Origin of the sequence: Bacillus methanolicus, from assembly GCF_028888695.1 — a bacterium.
GTDB lineage: Bacteria > Bacillota > Bacilli > Bacillales > Cytobacillaceae > Bacillus_Z > Bacillus_Z methanolicus_B.
In genome coordinates this window covers 913,651-933,747 of sequence record NZ_PNFF01000001.1, presented here as the reverse complement: position 1 = coordinate 933,747, position 20,097 = coordinate 913,651, and the positions used below count along the sequence as shown (strand labels likewise).

General features: G+C 38.4%; 19 protein-coding genes and 1 pseudogene. 5 read left to right on the top strand and 15 right to left on the bottom strand.

Annotated elements, in window-relative coordinates; all coding sequences use genetic code 11:
• Nucleotides 1-375: 375 nt before the first annotated feature.
• Nucleotides 376-1,011, top strand: coding sequence for a 3-hexulose-6-phosphate synthase (gene hxlA / locus C0966_RS04755; RefSeq protein WP_274854053.1), 636 nt, complete (start codon nt 376-378; stop codon nt 1,009-1,011).
• Nucleotides 1,012-1,016: 5 nt separating this feature from the next.
• Nucleotides 1,017-1,571, top strand: a complete 555-nt coding sequence (gene hxlB / locus C0966_RS04750; protein WP_274854052.1) for a 6-phospho-3-hexuloisomerase — start codon at nt 1,017-1,019, stop codon at nt 1,569-1,571.
• A gap of 163 nt (nt 1,572-1,734) precedes the next feature.
• Here the strand turns inward: hxlB and C0966_RS04745 are convergent, their stop codons facing one another.
• The 3 genes and pseudogenes from C0966_RS04745 to C0966_RS04735 all read right to left on the bottom strand — a co-directional run.
• Nucleotides 1,735-1,995, bottom strand: a complete 261-nt coding sequence (locus C0966_RS04745; protein ID WP_274854051.1) for a hypothetical protein — start codon at nt 1,993-1,995, stop codon at nt 1,735-1,737.
• Nucleotides 1,996-2,073: 78 nt separating this feature from the next.
• Nucleotides 2,074-2,325 (bottom strand): hypothetical protein, encoded by a 252-nt coding sequence (locus C0966_RS04740; protein WP_274854050.1) that lies wholly within the window; start codon nt 2,323-2,325, stop codon nt 2,074-2,076.
• Nucleotides 2,326-2,431: 106 nt separating this feature from the next.
• Nucleotides 2,432-2,851: pseudogene (locus tag C0966_RS04735) on the bottom strand (ATP-binding protein); the annotation flags it as partial.
• On the opposite strand from C0966_RS04735, the gene C0966_RS04730 reads away from it, so the two are divergent.
• Nucleotides 2,837-3,565, top strand: coding sequence for a Mu transposase domain-containing protein (locus C0966_RS04730; RefSeq protein ID WP_425535914.1), 729 nt, complete (start codon nt 2,837-2,839; stop codon nt 3,563-3,565). The pseudogene C0966_RS04735 and the gene C0966_RS04730 sit on opposite strands and share 15 nt — an antisense overlap.
• Nucleotides 3,562-4,332, top strand: a complete 771-nt coding sequence (gene istB, locus C0966_RS04725) for an IS21-like element helper ATPase IstB (RefSeq protein ID WP_274854049.1) — start codon at nt 3,562-3,564, stop codon at nt 4,330-4,332. The genes C0966_RS04730 and istB overlap by 4 nt, the downstream gene beginning before the upstream one ends.
• A gap of 565 nt (nt 4,333-4,897) precedes the next feature.
• Here the strand turns inward: istB and C0966_RS04720 are convergent.
• From C0966_RS04720 to C0966_RS04670, 11 genes are all read right to left on the bottom strand, one after another.
• Nucleotides 4,898-5,905 carry an LLM class flavin-dependent oxidoreductase gene (locus C0966_RS04720; protein ID WP_274854048.1) on the bottom strand — a complete coding sequence of 336 codons (1,008 nt, stop codon included), beginning with the start codon at nt 5,903-5,905 and terminating at the stop codon, nt 4,898-4,900.
• 141 nt (nt 5,906-6,046) lie between these two features.
• Nucleotides 6,047-6,910, bottom strand: a complete 864-nt coding sequence (locus C0966_RS04715) for an SDR family oxidoreductase (RefSeq protein ID WP_274854047.1) — start codon at nt 6,908-6,910, stop codon at nt 6,047-6,049.
• A gap of 259 nt (nt 6,911-7,169) precedes the next feature.
• Nucleotides 7,170-9,050, bottom strand: coding sequence for a selenocysteine-specific translation elongation factor (selB, locus tag C0966_RS04710; protein WP_274854046.1), 1,881 nt, complete (start codon nt 9,048-9,050; stop codon nt 7,170-7,172).
• A 312-nt stretch (nt 9,051-9,362) separates the two neighbouring features.
• Nucleotides 9,363-10,172, bottom strand: coding sequence for a type II pantothenate kinase (gene coaW / locus C0966_RS04705; protein ID WP_274854045.1), 810 nt, complete (start codon nt 10,170-10,172; stop codon nt 9,363-9,365).
• A gap of 45 nt (nt 10,173-10,217) precedes the next feature.
• On the bottom strand, nt 10,218-10,652 hold the full coding sequence (locus C0966_RS04700; RefSeq protein WP_274854044.1) for a DMT family transporter: 435 nt from the start codon (nt 10,650-10,652) through the stop codon (nt 10,218-10,220).
• Between the two features lie 74 nt (nt 10,653-10,726).
• Nucleotides 10,727-11,407 carry a diphthine--ammonia ligase gene (locus C0966_RS04695; RefSeq protein WP_274854043.1) on the bottom strand — a complete coding sequence of 227 codons (681 nt, stop codon included), beginning with the start codon at nt 11,405-11,407 and terminating at the stop codon, nt 10,727-10,729.
• A gap of 89 nt (nt 11,408-11,496) precedes the next feature.
• Nucleotides 11,497-14,634 carry an AAA family ATPase gene (locus C0966_RS04690; protein WP_274854042.1) on the bottom strand — a complete coding sequence of 1,046 codons (3,138 nt, stop codon included), beginning with the start codon at nt 14,632-14,634 and terminating at the stop codon, nt 11,497-11,499.
• Nucleotides 14,631-15,776, bottom strand: a complete 1,146-nt coding sequence (locus C0966_RS04685; protein ID WP_274854041.1) for an exonuclease SbcCD subunit D — start codon at nt 15,774-15,776, stop codon at nt 14,631-14,633. Before C0966_RS04685 ends, C0966_RS04690 begins: the two co-directional genes overlap by 4 nt.
• A 446-nt stretch (nt 15,777-16,222) precedes the next feature.
• The gene (locus C0966_RS04680; protein WP_248893658.1) at nt 16,223-16,423 is read right to left on the bottom strand and encodes a cold-shock protein; all 201 of its coding nucleotides are present in this window, start codon (nt 16,421-16,423) and stop codon (nt 16,223-16,225) included.
• Nucleotides 16,424-16,632: 209 nt separating this feature from the next.
• Nucleotides 16,633-17,514: a hypothetical protein gene (locus C0966_RS04675; RefSeq protein ID WP_274854040.1), complete on the bottom strand. Its 882-nt coding sequence runs from the start codon at nt 17,512-17,514 to the stop codon at nt 16,633-16,635.
• 247 nt (nt 17,515-17,761) lie between these two features.
• Complete coding sequence (locus C0966_RS04670) at nt 17,762-18,583, bottom strand: hypothetical protein (protein ID WP_274854039.1); 822 nt, start codon at nt 18,581-18,583, stop codon at nt 17,762-17,764.
• Between the two features lie 405 nt (nt 18,584-18,988).
• Between C0966_RS04670 and C0966_RS04665 the strand changes: the two genes are divergently transcribed.
• Nucleotides 18,989-19,360 (top strand): DUF4183 domain-containing protein, encoded by a 372-nt coding sequence (locus C0966_RS04665; RefSeq protein WP_274854038.1) that lies wholly within the window; start codon nt 18,989-18,991, stop codon nt 19,358-19,360.
• A gap of 92 nt (nt 19,361-19,452) precedes the next feature.
• Here C0966_RS04665 and C0966_RS04660 read toward each other — a convergent pair whose 3' ends face one another.
• A complete protein-coding gene (locus C0966_RS04660) occupies nt 19,453-19,836 on the bottom strand; it encodes a DUF4183 domain-containing protein (protein ID WP_274854037.1) in 384 nt (127 codons plus the stop codon).
• Nucleotides 19,837-20,097: the final 261 nt, after the last annotated feature.

The following is a 20,097-nucleotide window of genomic DNA, read 5'->3' as shown; positions in this document are numbered from 1 at the left end:
ACCTCCACATTAACATTTGTTGCGGCAAATATTAGTATAATATGTATATTTTTTATATGTAAGTACGCACTTATTAATCTTATAGTTACAATTTTATATATAGTATAAATAATATACCTTAAAATGTCTATGGAAAGAGATGGATGATCATTTCTATTTTTGCATGTTTTGTTTACATTTTCCATAGTAATTTTTCTTAATAGTATACTTTTTATACTATGTGTTAATAAAGTGCGTACTTTTAAAAAAAACTGATAGATAGTATATTAACAGTGTACAGGCAAAAGAAGGAATAAAATACAGCCGCCTGTACAAATTAAGTTACATAAGTGTAACAAAATAAAACTAAAAATTTTGAAAAGGAGTGCATAATGTATGGAACTACAATTAGCTCTTGATTTAGTAAACATCGAAGAAGCAAAGCAAGTAGTAAGTGAGGTACAGGAGTATGTCGATATCGTAGAAATCGGAACTCCGGTTATTAAAATTTGGGGTCTTCAAGCTGTAAAAGCAGTTAAAGACGCATTCCCTCATTTACAAGTTTTAGCTGACATGAAAACTATGGATGCTGCAGCATATGAAGTTGCTAAAGCAGCTGAGCATGGCGCTGATATCGTAACAATTCTTGCAGCAGCTGAAGATGTATCTATTAAAGGTGCTGTAGAAGAAGCGAAAAAACTTGGCAAAAAAATCCTTGTTGACATGATCGCTGTTAAAAATTTAGAAGAGCGTGCAAAACAAGTGGATGAAATGGGCGTAGACTACATCTGCGTACACGCTGGATACGATCTTCAAGCAGTAGGTAAAAATCCTTTAGATGATCTTAAGAGAATTAAAGCTGTCGTGAAAAATGCAAAAACTGCTATTGCTGGCGGAATCAAATTAGAAACATTACCTGAAGTTATCAAAGCAGAACCGGATCTTGTTATTGTCGGCGGCGGTATTGCTAACCAACCAGATAAAAAAGCAGCAGCTGAAAAAATCAATAAATTAGTAAAACAAGGGTTGTAATCAGCATGCTGACAACTGAATTTTTAGCCGAGATCGTAAAAGAATTAAACAGTTCGGTTAACCAAATCGCCGATGAACAAGCCGAAGCACTGGTAAACGGAATTCTTCAATCAAAGAAAGTATTCGTTGCCGGTGCGGGAAGATCCGGTTTTATGGCAAAATCCTTTGCAATGCGTATGATGCACATGGGAATTGATGCCTATGTCGTTGGCGAAACCGTAACTCCTAACTATGAAAAAGAGGACATTTTAATTATTGGATCCGGCTCAGGAGAAACAAAAAGCCTTGTTTCCATGGCGCAAAAAGCAAAAAGCATTGGCGGTACCATCGCGGCTGTAACGATTAACCCAGAATCAACTATTGGGCAATTAGCAGATATCGTTATTAAAATGCCAGGTTCGCCTAAAGATAAATCAGAAGCCAGAGAAACAATTCAACCAATGGGTTCCCTTTTCGAGCAAACCTTATTACTGTTCTATGATGCAGTCATTTTAAGGTTCATGGAGAAAAAGGGCTTGGATACAAAAACAATGTATGGAAGACATGCCAATCTCGAGTAGGCATGGAATTAAGAAAAGGAAAGACCGCGATGCTCTGCGGTCTTTCCTTGTTTTTTTACATTACATGATGTTTATATAGTGTCGACTAAGATCATTTCTCTGTATTTTTCAGGTATGTCCCAATCATGATATTTTCATTACTTTTATAGGATAAGATTTCTTATCAGGATTTAAACTTTTCTAATTTCTTAAGAGCTAATTCAAATTCCTCATTTGATAGTTGTTTTGTGGCTAATAATGAATATAGAACGGCAAATGCAATCGGAGTTACATCAACTTGAATATTTACGTGGACATTAACATCCGAATTACCACTATGAGCGACTTGTGATTGATTCGACTGAATCTCAACTGAAGAAATTTTATCCGGTGAAGACAAATTTCTTAGATTTTCAGAAGGGCGACTATTGTTTAATTTTTCCATCATATATCCCCACTTTAAGAATAGACTGCTACTAAATTGAGATAAGTACTATCACATTTTAGTAGCAGTTTTCATATTTTAATAATCATCTTCTATTTCTAAGTCATTTTTTGCTTTTGCTTCGTTTTCAGCTTCATTTTCTGCATCTTGTTTAACTTTTTGAGAAAGATTAATATGATTTTTGATGTTTCCACTGTGATTGATACTAGCATAGTTCTTATTCTTCAACTCAGTATCATTTTCATTATCATTATCATTCTTATTTTTAATTTTATTTACATTTACATTCTCATCATACTCATCATACTCATCATATCGATATGAACTCATTTTGTTCCCTCCATTTATTTTTTATATTTCATGCATTAATAGTATATTCAGAGTGTAAATGTCAACTTAAACATGTACACTTTTGACTGTTTAAGGATGTACATTTTTACTCATTTTCTTTTTCTAAATGATTTTTAATTCGATAGGAATCGCCAATTATATTGACGACCGTTGCGTGATGCAATACACGATCTAATATGGCATTTGCTAATTTGGAATCTTGGAATACCTCATCCCATACTTTAAAATTGGCGTTTGTTGTGAGGATGGTACTCTTTTTCTCATACCGTAAAACGATCAACTGAAAGAACAACTTAGCATCTTCTTTGTCGATTGGAAGATAACCGATTTCGTCAATGATTAATAACTTGTATTTGCCATAGTGCTTCAATCGGTTTTCTAATCTATTTTCCATTTTTGCTTTCTTCAATTGTAAGATCAATTCATTGCACTTGATAAAATAAGTACTAGTTCGCTTTTTGGCTGCTGCAATACCAATAGCGGTGGCTAAGTGTGTTTTTCCAATTTCAATGTACATCATACAACGAAAAAAAGACCGGTAGAAGTGCACGCCCTCGAAAAGCAACACTTAAAACCAGTCTCTTCCCTGCTCTCTTTTGAGAACACTCTTGTATCAAGTATACCAAGAACAGTTCATAAGGACAACGTTATAAAATATAAATCCAATCGTTATTCTCTTCCATTAGGGACTTATCGCCCAAGGGGAGACAATACGGTGTATGTAGAAACCCAAGAGGAAGAGCTCATCATAAGAAGAGAACCACATGGAGAAGTCTTAGCCAGACACCCACTATGCCACGGAAAAGGAGAATTGATAAAGAACCGTCAACATACAAGAGATCGCTCAAAAGGAATTCATGCATACAAAGAAACCGTAATTCGGCAGTTTAAGGATCAAGAAAAAGCAGAGCAGTTTATCCATGAGGTTGGAATCCGTTATCCAAGATACATTCGGGACCAACTACAAGTCATTCAATGTGCCATCACCCAATATCGACAAGATATAGATGAGGCCCTAGCTGTTTGTATCAAAGATCAGTTATGGAGTGCCAATGATCTTCGGGATATTGCCCAACATTTTACTCGATTAAAAGAAACAAAAACTTCGAAACCAAATTCAATTCAAGAACCTAAAAATATCAACCCGGCAATAAAAGCCACAGCAGCAACTAGGGAAATGGATGATTATATCAAGATATTAGGGGGTGCTTCATCATGACGAAAACAGTACAGATCCTTCAAGAGTATTTCCGCCATCTTCGGATGACGGAAACGGCTAATGAACTGCCCGCGTTACTTCGTAATGCAGAAAAAATGTCGTGGACCTATCAAGAGTTTCTACAGGAGCTCCTAATGTATGAGTTAAAACGAAGAGAAGAAAAGAATGTGGAAAAGAGATTGAAATGGGCACAGTTCCCTTATCAAAAGACATTAGATGAATTTTATATCGAAGAGCAGAAATCTCTTAGTAAGCGTCAATTAAACCAATTAAGAGAACTCAATTGGCTAGAGCAACAATACAATCTGATTCTATTAGGCCCTCAAGGGGCGGGTAAAACTCATATTGGAATTGGATTAGGGATAGAAGCCATTCATAAGGGTTATAAGGTTGCTTTTTCAACTATGGGAGAGCTTGTACACCAATTAAAAACGGAAGAGTATATAAGGAAGTCGCAAATCCAGCTTAAAAGAATAAGAGAATCAGATTTAGTCATTATTGATGATTTAATGTACATGGCTATCGATCAAAGGGAAGCAAATTTGTTCTTTCATCTAGTAAACCATCTATACGAACGTAGCTCCATTATTCTAACCTCTAACAAAGGACCAGAAGAATGGAGTGAATTGATGGGAGACCAAGGGATCATGATGGCTATTTTGGATCGTTTGCTTCATCGAGTAGAGGTCATTCAGCTAAATGAAAATGACAGTTACAGAATGAAGCATCGAACTACCATTTTTGAGAAACAAAGTGTTCAAAATTAACGAGCAAAAAGTGTTCAAAACTACTTGACGGTTACAGTTGTCTAAGGCATTAGTGGATTTTTGCATTTAATTAATACAAAAACATAGCGAAATGCTATATATGATTGGGGATAACTAAGTTGATAGCGGAAGTATCATGAGAGGAAATTAAGTGTTTAATACTGTTTGGCATAAGGGCGTAACAAAATGACTTCACCCTTTTGAATTTTTGTGGTTTAGTCACTTCAAAAAATTCTTCATTTTAGGGGTGAAGTCCTTTTTTATTGCCTTGAAATCCTTATAGCTCTAGGGCCAAAAAATATGCAAAATGCTCACATAAAAATATGTGGAATTTTTTCTGAAGACTCATATATCTATCGGGATGAAGGCTTATTTATTCGAATAAGGGCTCATAATTAGAACAAAGGCTCATATTTCATATTTCATATTAAAGGCTCATTTCACTGAATAAAGGCTCATATCCAAACAATAACTACTCATTAACCAGCTTAAACTGGTAAACAATATGAATTTCTTGTGGATGTTGAGTGATCAGCAGAGCTCTTCCGATCATCACCAACTTACATTAAACTTGTTCAGATAAAACTTCATTTGCAATCAGTTTATAAGATTGAATACGATCTTCATAACTATGTGTAATGGTAATAATCATAATTTCGTCTGCTTCATATAACGTTTGTAATTCAATAAGCTGTTGCTTCACTTCGCGCGGATTTCCAATCACCATTTTGTTTCTCATATTTTTGATCTTCTTTTTTTCATCGCTATTATATGAATACTGTTTTGCTTCTTCCACTGAAGGTACCCCTTTTTTTCCTGTTCCTTTTTCAAGTTGTATTTCCCACAAAAGATTACTTAAGGCAAGTTCCTCTGCTCTTTCTGTTGTTTCGGAACAAATCGCGGATACAGCGACAATTGATTTAGGCTGTTGCAACCTGCCATTGGTTTTAAAATTTTTCAGATAGTTTTTCATAATGCTCGGTCCTTCTTTATCACTCATAAAGTGTCCGAATGCATATGCAGTTCCGGTTTCCGCTGCAAGAATCGCACTTTTTTCACTCGTTCCGAGAATCCAAGGTTCAGGCGAGATCTCGGGTACCGGGGAAGCAGAAATTTTTGAGAACACATGATCGGAAGGAAAATCGTTTTGTAAAAAATGGAGGAGATCATTGAAAGATTCAGGCATGTTCCGAACTTGTTCCAAAAAGTAATCTGAAAGAGCCATCGTTGCTTCAGCAGTTCCTCCCGGAGCTCTTCCAATCCCTAAATCAATGCGATCCGGAAATAAGGTTGCAAGCATATTAAAAGTTTCGGCAATTTTATAAGGTTTATAATGCGGAAGTAAAACAGCTCCAGCTCCAATACGAATTTTTTCTGTGTTGGCCCCAATGTATCCTAACATGACTTCAGGGGCAGAACAGGCAAGTCCGGGGAGATCATGGTGCTCCGCAATCCAATAACGAGTATATCCTAATTTTTCTCCAATCTGCGCTAGTTTCATTGATTCTTGCAATGCTTTTGCGGCTGTTGTTCCGGAAGAAATTGGGGATTGATCTAGAATACTTAATTTCATAGCATAATTCCTTCTTTCTGAATGATAACGAACTTTACATAAATTTTAGTGCTGAAGTTCCTCTCATAAAAGGGGCTGACTCGATTGAAGGGGGTTGGCCCTTTACATTTAAGTCAGCCTCTCTTACACAATATTGTTATTTTATCCTTGTAACGTTTGTTTTACAACTTCTTTAAGCGAAGTCGGGGTTCCAATTAGATTTGTTAGATCATCGGATGTTTTTGCTGTCTCACCTTCTGCTACTCCTTGATAAATACCTGCAGAAAGCTCAGCGACAGGTTCCGGGAGTCCGGCCTTTACAAGGTATTCCTTCATTTCATTATATGAAACAGATCGATGCACAACATTCTTACCTGTTACTTCAGTGATGATTTGTGCAAGCTCATCGAAGCTCCAAGGCTGCGGGTTTACAAGATTGTAGCTTTTGTTTTCATGACCTTCCTCAGTAAGAACTGTTGCAGCAGCCAAAGCAAGATCATTGCGAGTCACAGCATTAAGTTTTCCATTTCCTGCATTTGTAACTAATTCTCCACTTTCTATTGCTGCATTGAGTCCAGGATTTACAAAGACTTCCATATAAAGAGAATTACGAAGGAAAGTATAAGGAATATTCGTTGTACGAATTGCATATTCCGTAGCCATATGGACGAATGCAAGAGGCACTTGAGATTGTTCACCAAACGCATAACCCGTATAGGCAATATGTTTTACCCCCGCATCTCTTGCAGCTTGAACGACATTCGCATGCTGGCGGACACGAAGAGTATTATCAGTATCCGGGCTTGAGATAAAGAGCACCTTTGAAGCTCCTTCAAACGATTTCTTCATAGACTCCATATCCATATAATCCCCATGACGAACTTCCACGCCAAGATCGGCAAGATTTGCAGCTTTCTCCACATTTCGAACGCTTGCAATAATTTCTTTTGCAGGCACTTTTTTAAGAAGGTGTTCAATAACAAGACCTCCTAAAATGCCTGTAGTTCCAGTCACAACAATTGACATATACGATCCTTCCTTTCAAACAATTTTCTCAAGAGGGTTTAGATGTAACATAATCAGTTACAACCATTTGAAAAAAATAAAAGCAACTAATTACCACTCATTTCCCTTCTCGATGTAACCATTATAGTTTCAACAGAAAATGAAAGTCAAGGAAAGTGCATCAAAGGGTCAGTCCCACGCCGCTTTACTGCTTTAACGCATTGAGGGTCTGGCCCGCATCGCTTTAACGCGTTAAACGATTGAGGGCCAGACCCCTTTTTTATTGCCAAATTCGTTTGTTCTCGACTCGTTTTGTGTGTCCGAATGCGTCGAGGCGCTCAAGGAATGGGATCATATATTTGCGCGATAAGTTTAATACTTCTTTCGCATCGCCTATTTCAAATTCTGTTCCGGTGTGTTCTTTAAGCCTTTTTACTGCTTCATTGAAATGATCGCTATGCCAATAATACTGATCATTTAGCGGTACGATAAATCCCTGTTTTTCTAAATGCTTTTTCAAGTCGTCAATTAGGCTGTCCGGAATGCCGGCGCCCGCAATATAATCCGTTAAATAACGGACCTTAAAGCCATCTGTTTTCAATTCCTCAAGCATATTCTCTACCCGCTTTTGCCAGTTTTCAGGTATATGCGGAACGAACTCTCCAAGAAATACAAATTGCTCGCGGCGGCCAAACATACCTTTCTCAACTCCCCTTTCCAGCACATGCTCAATTAATGTACGAGGGAAAGTTTTTTGCAGCATTTGCAGCAATTCAGCTTTATTTATCCCTTGCTTCATCGGAGACGCCGCGTGAAATTCTTTCAAACGGCCGTAAACTTCTTCTTCAATTGCATTCACAATTGACGCTAACGTATATTCTTTTCCGTTATAAAGAACAAATGCTTCATCTTCCAGTACATGTATTAGCGTTTCTTCATCAAGGGAAGTCTTCTTCGCAAGCTCCTGGAACACGGCACTTGTTGCATCGGTTAAAGCTCTTATTACTCGTTCTTTAGGAGTTCCTTCCTTCTTCTTTTCAAGCTCTTCAATTGTTTTCAGTCCAAACCGATATTTTTTCCCGTTTGGATCAATGACCCAGCCTCCGCCGATTGTTTCCTGCGGGCTCGGCCGCCTTAAAATAAATCGGTCGCCCCGTTTCGCAACAATCTCTTCATCAAGCCGGAGTTGACAAAGAATTTCGCCGTTTTCCTCCTTTAGTTCGTTCCGGTCAAAGAAAACGATTCGTCCCATCACTTCGGCCGTACCGATATGGCATTTGATCGGCATTCTTTGCTTCACTTCATATTCAAGATTTTCAACAATTCGAATCGCCACATCGATCGTTTTTGTCACGGTGAAATGCTCAGATGATACAAGAACATCTCCCCGTTCTAAATCTTCCTTTGAGACCCCGGAAAGGTTAATGGCCGCACGCTGCCCTGCAAATGCTCTTTCAGCAGGCTGGTGATGCACTTGAATCTGGCGGGCGCGAACTTCAATTCTTTTTGGCAGAATCATTAAAGGCTGTCCTTCTTCAACAGTGCCTTCATAAACCGTACCCCTTACAACCGTTCCCTGGCCTTTTACGGTAAAAACCTGGTCAATAGGAAGGCGGAAAGGTCCTTTTGCATCCCTTGTTTCCTGCTCTTTTAACGTATGTATAATCAAACCTTTCAGCTCATCAATCCCTTTTTTCGACAGGCTGTCAACCAATACGAACGGAGAGTTTTCAAAAACCGTCCCTTTTAACTCCTCTAAAATATCATCTTTGACAAGGTCAATAAACTCTTCCTCAACCCGGTCAATTTTTGTGATCGCAACAATCCCGCTCTTGATTCCGAGAAAACCAAGTATATCCAAATGCTCCCGCGTTTGCGGCATGACTCCTTCATCAGCTGCCACAACAAGAACAACTAGATCAATTCCGGCAACTCCGGCGATCATTTGGCGGATGAACCGCTCGTGTCCGGGAACATCGATAACGGATATTTGAATTTCTCCATCATCGTATAAAGGTGCAAAACCAAGTTCAATAGAGATTTGCCGCTCTTTTTCCTCTTTCAGACGGTCTGTGTCAACATTTGTAAGAGCTTTCGTGAGTGAAGTTTTGCCATGGTCGATATGCCCTGCCATTCCAATTGTAAAAAACCTTTTGTTCAATGGCGCCACCTTCTTTATTTTTTGCTGTGGAAAAGGGGCGGAGCTACGCTAACAAAGATAGAAATGGGTACTTATCTTTAGCAAGATACTTGTTTCGCTTTGTAATATTTAGAGCTTGGCTTCGCTCCACCGCCTTATTTTGTTGGTTTTGTCTTAAAATGAAAGCTATGTCCATGTTAGGGTTGGGAGTTTAAAACTCATGAACGTTTTCTGAAAAAATAAGACGATCTCGAAAAGATCGCCATTTTAAGAATTTCATCATGTTCATTACACACTATTATAGCATTCACTTCGCCGCTCGAACAAAAATATTTACAAAAGCAAGAGCGCACCGAGCGCACCGGCATATTCTCCATGATCTAAAAACACATGTTCAATTCCCACCATCTTTTTATAAGAAGAAAGACATTGTTTTAGTGGTTCATTCCCTGCAAGCGTGCTGCCGATATAAACAAGACGATCCGCACCATGGGCTGATACTGCCTGCATGCTCAATAAAACAAGGGTTTCCCCAATCATGTTAATGACAGCAGCTGCCTTGTCTTCTTTTGAACTATTTTGATTGACTACACCCTTGGCAAAATTACTGGCAGTCAAGTTCCCGTCAATTGGGGGTTCCTGCGGATAATAGATGTCTTTAACTAACATATCAACATTTCCTTTATTTCCATTAGATGCTAATTCAACCAATTTGGAAAAATCCGTTTCGCCTGTGAGCAAAGCACCAAGTCCCATCAACGTTCCGCCGCCGATTCCACTCCCAAAAATGCGAGTGTAATTATTTTTATCTGCGACAAACCATGAAGTTCCCGTTCCGATATTTACAATAATTATTTTATTATCAGTATCGATTCCAGCCTCATTTAATAAAAACATGGCTCCCGCACAAGTAGATTCGAATTCGGGAACAATCTTACCTTCAGAAAAAAATTGATCTTTCATAATTGAGGCTTTTCCCCCTGTCAAAGCCACTTTTGCATTTGGTGCAACTATTTTCAGCCATTCAAGAGCAGATGCAAGCTCGCTAATCGGATATTTTTTGTAATGAAAGACACCGCTTTCTTCATAAGTGATTTTCACTAAAGAACCGCCGGCATCAATCCCAACTTTTTTTATATTCATTCTTGTCCCCCTAGATGGTAAATTCCCTTACATTATAAGTAAATATTATTTATAATGAAATAACAATAAAGATCCGAAAAGCATGGAAATAGCGAGTATCTTTCTAAAATCTAGCGGCACTTGAATTCCGCCTAACAAACCGAAATGGTCAATAACCGCACCAATCAGCAGCTGTCCTGCTATGACAGTAATTGAAGCTTTCGTCACGCCTATTTTTGGAACAACAAGAACCATGATAAACACATATAAAGCCCCGAGTAAACCGCCAACCAGCTGCCATTTTGGAACATTGGAGACGGCAGAGATATTACCTTTTCCGAAAAAAATCACGACAAAAAATAATGCGAGGGTTCCGATTGCAAACGAAATAAAAGCCCCTTCAACTGCACCGACTTTTTTCCCGAGTCCGCCATTAATAACAGCCTGTAAACCGATTGCGATTCCCCCAAGCAATGCAAGAAATGAAAACAGCCATTTCATTTACGATTTCTCCCCTTTTTACACAAAGTCCGCTCATAATACAGACCCCGCTTAATAAAAGACTATGCTTATATTCAATTTTTATTTATTAAGACTCCATCTTCTAATTCAAGCCTGCTCGAATGGTCGTAAGAAATGACTTCTCCATCGTTTACTTTGATTATTTTCTTAAATAATGGACCATCATAAACAAACGTATGATATTCACCCGCTTCCCCCATCGGGCAAACATTCTTCTTCACGATGTCATGAAGAAACCGGCCATTTACCTCTCTTCCGAGCCATGAATCTTCCAGCATATCTTTCCGCACTCTTATCACTTTTGCTTTATAGCCTGATTGTACAAATGCTTCTAATGCAGCTAGAGCTTCCGATTGTTTCATCCACAACGGATAGATCGCTTCTAAACCGCTTGAGTGTGCTGTCTTTTCTCCCCACTCGCGGTGTTCATCCAAATAAAGATCACCAAATGCAATGCCTTCTAAATTGTACTTCGTTTTAAGCATTTTTAAAGATTCTATGAATCTTTCGGTATAACTTTCAAAGGTGCATTCGATAAAATGAACAGGGACATCCAATGCTTCCCCTTGGAGCGTAATCAATTCCCTTTTTTCCCCGTGACCAAACGTCCTCCCCATTTCTTTCGGAACCGTCGTAACAAAACAAGAAATTTTATAGCCTTGCTTAACAAGCTTGTCTAACGCCATACATCCATCTTTTCCGCCGCTCCAGGAAAGAGCAATGTTTTTACACATTTTATCACTCCTATATTCAACATCAAAATTCGGAATAGAAAAACAGAGCACGCTTGATCTGTAATATTTGCGTGCCCTTGTATCCTAACTTAATTGACAAACTGAAATTCGGTTGTGCTTCCGCTTTGGGTTGCAATGACTTCCAGTCTCGCATCGATCCGTTCTTTCAGCTCGGGTACGTGAGAAATGATTCCAACAAGCCGGCCGCTGTTCTGGATATCGATCAAGGCTTCTATTGCCTGATCTAAAGATTCAGGGTCAAGCGTTCCAAATCCTTCATCAATAAACATTGTTTCTATTGAAACTCCGCCGGCATAATTTTGAACAACATCAGCGAGACCAAGTGCAAGCGAAAGGGCTGCCTTAAAACTCTCTCCGCCGGAAAGTGTTTTTACATGTCGTTCTCGGCCTGTATATTGGTCAAAGACAAGAAGTTCAAGTCCGCTTTGAACATTTCCTTTTGAACGATCCGATTTCCTTAGTAGCTGATAGCGGCCGCTTGTCATTTTGGCCAGGCGAATATTTGCTTCTCTTAAAATATCGTCTAAGAAGGCCGCCAATACATACCTTTCAAATGTAATCCGGTACGTATTTTGTCCCCGTGAAATATCATATAAGTGTCCAATGATTTTATACCGTTCTTCAAGAGCCTTTATTTCCTCATTGATATGTAAAACTTTTTTCAATATTTCTTCGTTATCCCGCTTTTTCATTAAGAGATTCGTATATCGTTCCTGTAATTCTTTTATTTGGTCGTTTAATAGATTCAATTCGTTCGATAAACCGTCTAAGTCCGGTTCTTTTACGTCCTTTAACATTTCTGACTGTTCAAGGTAGCGATCGTTGACAGACCGGTACTCTTCCCAGTATTTTCGAACTTCAAGCTCCAGTTTCTTAATTTCGGTTTCTGCTTTTTTCGCCTCGCTATACTCCTTATAAGTAGCAAACCCTTGTCCAATCATGCTGTTTTTAAAAGACTCTCTTTCAGCCGCCAATTTTTTCTCTGTTTCAGCCACTTGCTTTTTCACTGTTTCAAAACGGGCGTTTTCGGTTGCATACTTTTCCTTCGCATTTTGGAATTGCTGTTGTACTTGGTCCAGCCTTTTTTGCAGTTCGTCTCTCCGGTTCAATGCACGCTTTAGCTCTGTTTCAAATTTCTCTTCTGATCGAAGATGTTCAGGAATGCTTTCCAACAGTCTTGCGAGATTCGTTTTCTTTTCAGTGAATTGAATGGTCAGCTCATGAACCTTTGATGAAAGCCGTTGAATCTCCGTTTGAATCTTTGCCTTTTTTTCTTCACATTGCTCCAATTCAGCGATGATTAGTACAAGCTTATGCTGTTGCTCTTTTAGACGCAGCTGGCTTTCAGTCAGCTTTTTTCTTTCCGATTCGAATGAAACTTTTACTGCTTCCAGCTCTTCACTTTGAAAGTCCGGGATTTCAAGTATAATTTCCGAAAGTTGTTCTTGAACAGAGTGTTCTAATGATTGAACTTGTGATTTTATTTCAAACAAGGCTGACTCAGCTGTTGATCTTTCTTTTTCAAGCAGAAGAACCTGCTGTTTTGCTGCCTTTAAATCTTTTTCTTCAGGTATCTCGTCTTGAGAGAATATTGCCGGGTTCGGATGGTGTTCCGATCCGCAAACCGGACAAGCTTTCCCGGGCGCAAGTTGTCCGGCGAGCACTGCCGCCTGTCCCTGAAGCCATTTTTCCTCTAAATACTCTGTCAAGGCTTTTGCATCTTGATACCGGGCATTTGCATGTTCATACGCCGCATTTTTTTCCTTCAATAATGCAACTGATTTTTTATAACGTTTTGCCAGCTGTTCATACTTATTCAGCCGGTTCCAAGTGGCCTCCAGCTTTTCAAGCATTCTTTCATTTTCGATATAAAAAAGCTGATTTTTTTCATATTCTTGTTTTTGTAGATTCAGATTTTTAATCTGTTCTTCTATCTTTAATAGAAGGTTTTCTGCTGTCTGCTTATCCTTTTTTGCCTGATCTAAAAGAAAATGCAATTTATTTGCTTCCTTCTCAATGACGGAGAACGAGCGGACATCTTTTTCAATATTTTGCAGGCGATTTACGAGAGCGGCAGCTTCTTGACGATCTTGTTCACGTTCTTTTTCCGTTTGAAGCTCTGCTTCTTTATCTGTTAGCTCTTTCTCGGTTGATTGCACATTCAAATGGATCTTCTCCATTTCTTGTACGAGTTGATCCAAATCGTTTTTTAATCTGTGGCAAAGCTGCTCCTGTTGGGAAAGCAAAGCTGCTTTCAAGGCAAGCGTTATTTCCTGCTCTTTTTTTTCAAACAGCTCTCTTTGAGACTCCAATTCGTTCATTCGTGCCTTTAAATCCTCTAACGATTGAAGCTGTTTCGCAATCGTTTGAGCCTCATACAATTTCTGCTGAAGCTTGTCACGTTCGGCTTGTTTTTCGTTTCCTTCTTTTGACAAACGCTCAAGGCTTTTATCCATCATTTTAATCTCATCAGTCAATAATGGGATTATGAGTTTGTCATTCACACTGTCAGCTTCGACATACTCTTTTAACTCCTGACTGTTAACTGCATGAATCGATCGAAGAACGCGTTCTCGCTGCAAGATATGGTCTTCCGCTTTGTTTTTCAGCTCAAGTGCTTCTTCTTTCAATTTTTCTTCAATTCTTTTATAAATTTCCGTATGGAACAATCGTTGAAGAATCACTTCTTTTTCTTTGCTGTCAGATGTGAGCAGCTTCCGGAATTCTCCTTGAGGGATCATGACAATTTGCCGGAACTGGTTTGAGTCTATCTGCATGATCTCTTTTATTTTTTCATCAACTTCACGGATATTTGAAGCAATCAGATGTTTTTCCCCTTTTTCATTGTAAACGTATAATTCGGCTTTTGCTCCAATAGTAGTATACCCATCACCCCGTTCCTTACGTTTTTCCTGCTGGGGTGAACGTATAATGTGGTATGTCTTTTGCCTTAAGGAAAATTCGAGCGAAACTTCTGTTAACACATCATCTTTGGCAAACTGGCTCCTGAGTTCAGGGCCGTTCCGATCTTCACCGCTCGCTTTCCCGTATATGGCATAACTGATTCCATCAAAGATGGTCGTTTTTCCCGAACCGGTTTTACCTGAAATAACAAACATCGTCCTGTTTCCTAATAATGTAAAATCAATCATTTCCCTTCCGGCATAAGGGCCGAACGCTTGCATTGTCAGCTTTAAAGGCCTCATCGCACACCCTCCTCTTTCAGAACTTTTTCGATGACGTCTGCCATAATTTCTTTTTTGTCCGGCGTAAACTCTGAGGTGGTCATCTCGTGATAAAATTGTTCAAACAAATCAAGTTCTGATTTTTTCTCTTCTCTGATTGAATTAAACGATTTTTTTATTTTCGCGTCTGTTAACTCCAGTTTTTTTTCAAGGTGCAGAACGTTCGGATAGACCTGGCGCAGTTTATTGATTGGATCGATGATAGGCCCTTCATCAAGCAAGGTGACTTTTAAATAATCATCGCACGATTGTTTTTCGTAGAAAGCCGGGTCAAGCAGCTCTTCCATATAGCCTTCGATTTCCCTCAAATCTTTCTTTGGTTTGAGTGATTTGTACCGGATTGTAAAGGATCCGTTTTCCTTCATTTCAATGATGGATACAGATTTTTTTTGGTTGGCTTCGGAAAAAGAATATTTAAGAAGCGACCCGGAATATTTTATTTTCTCGTGTTGAAGCGCATCCGGACTATGAAGATGGCCGAGAGCCGTATATGAAAAAGGTTCAAACAGTTCAGCCCCGACACAGCCTGAACCCCCTACCGATAATGCTCGTTCCGAATCAGACGTTTTTCCTCCCAACACAAAAGCATGTCCCACAAAAACATTTGGTTCATTTGGATTAAGCGTCTCTTCCATTTTGCCGATCAATGCTCTCATGGCATCATGGTGGGAATGAATCGTATCATCTTCAAAGAGCTGGCGTACAATACCGGGCTCAGCATAAGGAGCAAGATAGAAATTAACGCCGTTAATATGTACCGGCTGAAAATCATTCGTTAGTTTGCCTGTCAAGTAAAATTGGCTTTGCCTGTACCAGGAGCTTCCAAAAGACAGCCTTTCAGCACTGTCATGATTGCCCGCAACAGCCACAATCGGTGTTTTTAATTCAACATTTATTTTGAACAATATTTCATCTAATAGCTCTACTGCGCTTGTGGGAGGAACAGAGCGGTCATAAAGATCTCCTGCAATCACAACTGCATCCGGTTTTTCCTCTTCAACAAGCTCCACAAACTGGCGGAGCACCTCCCGCTGGTCTTCTGTCATATATATCCCATGCACTAACTTTCCTAAATGCCAGTCTGCTGTATGTATAAATTTCACAACTTCCACCTCTCAATCTCAATGTTATTATTATAGCAAAACGAAGGAACAAAAAACGTTAGCAAAATCAGCAAAAAGAACATTTGTTCCCTTTATTATAGCAAACAAAAATGGAAACATCTACCTCAAACCGGCCTTTTGACGAACATTTGGCTGCAAAGAACAAAAGGCGCAAGCGCCCCGTTTAGCCCCGACAAGCACAAGACGAATCACACAAGAGTCGATAGACTCTGGAGTGATTTGGCTTGTGACCTCGAGGGGCTGGGCGCTCCTCGAAAAGCTAACGCTTTTCTTCGTGCGAAGAATCGCTTCCGAAGCGTTCCTTGTGGAGCCAGATTACGACAAACTCATTTCAAAGTTATTCACAAAGATGAAATTTATAATTTCCTTAACAAAAATTAAAACAGCCCAGCCAATAATGGCTGAGCTGTTAAAGTCCGTATTCATTATCTTTTTACTACGTTTGAAGCTTGAGGCCCGCGAGCACCTTCAACTACTTCGAATGTAACTTCTTGGCCTTCTTCTAATGTTTTAAAACCTTCAGATTGGATTGCAGAGTAATGTACGAATACGTCGTTTCCATCTTCTGCTTCGATGAATCCGAAACCTTTTTCAGAGTTAAACCATTTTACTTTACCGTTTTTCATTAAAAAAAATCCTCCTATTGGCTTTCGAAAAAGCCATGTGTTAATATTAACCTGTTTACAACGTATAGCTTTACTTACATTACTCATCCAATCGTTTAAAACATTGAATAAGCTTATTGCAAAAATCTAGACATTGCAAAGGCTGACTTAAATTTACCATTATTTTTTATAAATGTCAAGTATGGTTTTGATGAGGACAATTTTTTAGTTTAAAGTCTTAAGGAAGAATCCGTCAAAACAATCGGGTACTTTTCAGCTAATTGCCGAAATTCTTTATCGGTCTCTTCTTCAAACCCAGGGATAGAAGTAGTGCAGTCTTCTAATAAGTATAAAGTATAATCTTTATGATTGATCGATTCAAAACTTTCAACAATTTGTTTAACCGACTCCAACACGCAATGGGATTTAGCTTCTCCACCAATAATAATCCGTTTATATTCGGATAAATCTTGAATGAACTGTTCATTCGTTGAATCTTCTCTGGAGCATTCCGGTTTGATAATACCATACATTTCACTGATTGGATTAAGACCTTTTGTTACATATCGGACGTTCCGTCCTTTGTATAAAGAATAAGCCAATAACACATTTGATAGCTGGGGTTCTATTGATGCTCCAAATGAACCTTGCAGACAATGAAACGGCCAGATCATTAATTGTTTTTTACCAGATAATTCTAAATCCTTCAAATACTGAATGCTTTCTTTTTCATAAAAAACTGGTTTCCAAATGCCATCTTCCACATCTTTACTTGTGATGATTGTATAAGGTTTCGGATGTTCTCCTTCGGAATTAACCCACCATGTCGGATGGAAAATTTGATTCGTGGCATGTGTATCTAAGCTCATATAAATATCATCAATCGCATCAGCGTTTTCGTAAATGAACCGTGCAAAATTCGTTACATCTGAAAAGGAATTCGGAACGGGAAGGCTGCCATTTTCTAAAAAATCATTTTGATAGTCTATCCCTAACAAAAGGACATCCTTTTGATTGCCAGATTCGCGTTTTCCGCCTATATGTTCGATCGCTAATGGCGTTGCTTGGCCAATTGTATCTTTTTGAAACCAATTTTCAAATGAACCTTTCATCATAAACACCCCTTTATATGTTATTATTTTACATTGTTTTATTTATGTCAATTTTAAAGCGATAAAAAAAAAGATAAATTAGTTGATTAAATTTGAAATATCACTAAAATATTTTCGATTTTTTTAAATTTAGAGAAAAAATTTTCATAGTATTTAAACCTTATTTTTCGAAATGACGGCTCATATATCGGAATGAGAGCTCATATATCGAAACGACGACTCATATATTCAGATAAAGGCTCATTTTTCAGAATAATGGCTCATAAACTTCCCCTGAACGTGATCCATAGCGATTGAAGCCCTCTTTTAGAATTTGAAAATACTCCTCATCCAACATTTTGTTGCAAATCCCCCAATAATAACCGAAGACGTTTTTGATCCTTGTCTTTTTAAGTTTCATGTTCCGAACGAGCTGCTTGAACGCTCTTACTGCCAATTTAAGCTTGTCTTCTTTTGTGTAATAAGAAAGGCATCGAGTGCTTACATGAACCACTTTGTAAAATTCCTCGATCGTCTTAGCATCATCGTAGAAGCATTTCACAAGGTTCGTAAATGCAGATGGGATTTTATTGCTGACAAATGAAGAGTTTAACGCCATTGTACGTTTATTTTTTAGATTGATAGTTTTATTCTTTGATGGTTTCTTATTTGGTACTTCAATTGATTCTGCTTCTGCTGCTTCATTAAAAATAGATTCTGTTTCTTGCTTTGTCGGGTATTTTTGAAAGACATAAACACTGTGACCTTGTCTGCCATTTTGAGAATGAGTATGAATAATATGAATTAGGCCAAACTTTTTCGCTTTTCTTAACATCCGTTCAAAAGTGGAACGGCTAATGCCGCCCATTTCAGAATGTTGATGGGTAGCAGATACGATCGTTTGAATCTTCGCGTTGCAAACCCCGGGAATCTTTGCAGAAAAACGGACAAGCCTCTTTAGTGCGATCGTTTCACTTTTCGTAAACTGATCCTTCAAATCTGTCATCCACTGTTCAAAATGATTGTTGAAATCCTTCAAATCACGAAACTGCGATAGATCTTTGAAATCTTCAATTCTCCCCGACCGCATAAAAAATGCCCCTTTCTTTTTTGGGGCATACTTTTAAAAATTTATTAGATTGTTAATCAACACTTGTTTTGCTGCCCCAACTTCTTTCCACTTGTTATATATAAAGAAAGAAGGCAAAAGGGCATGGTCACGCCTAATAAATTTCAAAAAAATGGGAGTAAAATGTGCTAAAAACTAAATTATTTAGCAGTACAAATCTTATAGATTTGAATTTACTAATAATACAGCAATTATTCTAAAAGCATTTAGTTAAATTGAATGCTTTCATAATGAGGATAAGTGTTAAGTGATAATATTTCGTTCTTATTTTCTAATCAATTTTTACACGTCTGTAAAAGAAGTATGTATAAAGTATAAAAGATTTTGTGTCGTTATCTGATAAAAAGGAGGGAGGAAAAATTAATTATGAGAAAGAAATTCGTCAATTTTCATAGGGTTTGTTCTCCTCCAAGCCCACCAAGAGGGTGTTCGGACATTTTTCCAAGCAAGGAAAATCCAACGAGACCGCAAATTTTAAAGACAGACACTTTGCAGTACGTTGCGATCTCTGATGGTAGCAAAAGGATTTATACCAATCGCGATGGGTTAACAGAATATGGAAACGTAGAGATTCTTAATCCTAACGATGTATCTTATATAAACTTATTTATTAATGCTATGCTACAACCTCCTATCCTTTACCATGTACAAGAAGGCCTCCTTGTTCTAAAATCAGAGGATGTTCCAAAGAAAGGTGTGCCAGTTATTCTTCAATTTGTCACCATTTTTCAATCCTAGTTACAATGAATCCTTTATTAATCCATTAAACCTATTTATGGGTCAGGAAAAGCAGGGAGGTTTATTAAAACCTTTCCTGCTTTTTTGAAAAACTATGTTTCGACAGTTGTAGAAGCGCTCGGAGTGAAGCTGACTACTTCTAATACAATAGGTGTACCCGCTAGTATTGAGTCTCCACCTGCTGGTACAGCGATAGCAAGTGATCCAACAGTAGTAGCTCCAGGTGTATACGTTGAAAGTCCATCCATTTGTAAAACACCGTTTATGGTCACAGTGAAGTAACTGTTATCCGTTGCTAATGGAGGAAGAGAAGTAGCTGGTGTACCATCATCCAAGAAAAAACTAGCGGCATCAATTGTTAATGTAGTTCCAGCAGCTGTTTCAGCTCCTGTTACATGAAAAAATTTTGAAGATTCAGGATCAACATTAGTTGTAGTCGAAGCCGTCACTTGAAGTTTCATAAGTTGTAATGCCAAAGCCATCACCTCCTTTCTACATAAAGGTAGGAAAGTCGTATTAATAAGTTATGCTTAGGGGGATTATTTGTAATGGACAAACTGATTAATTTTCATAAACAAAAATAAACGAAAAAACCGCACGAGTGAAATAATCACTGTGCGGAAAAATCATGTTATTTTATCAGTAGTTTGGCGGGACTGCGTGGGAATCGAACCCACCAGAGACGACACGCGCCTCTCAAGCGGTTTTGAAGACCGTGGGCTAAAATTTCGCTCAAT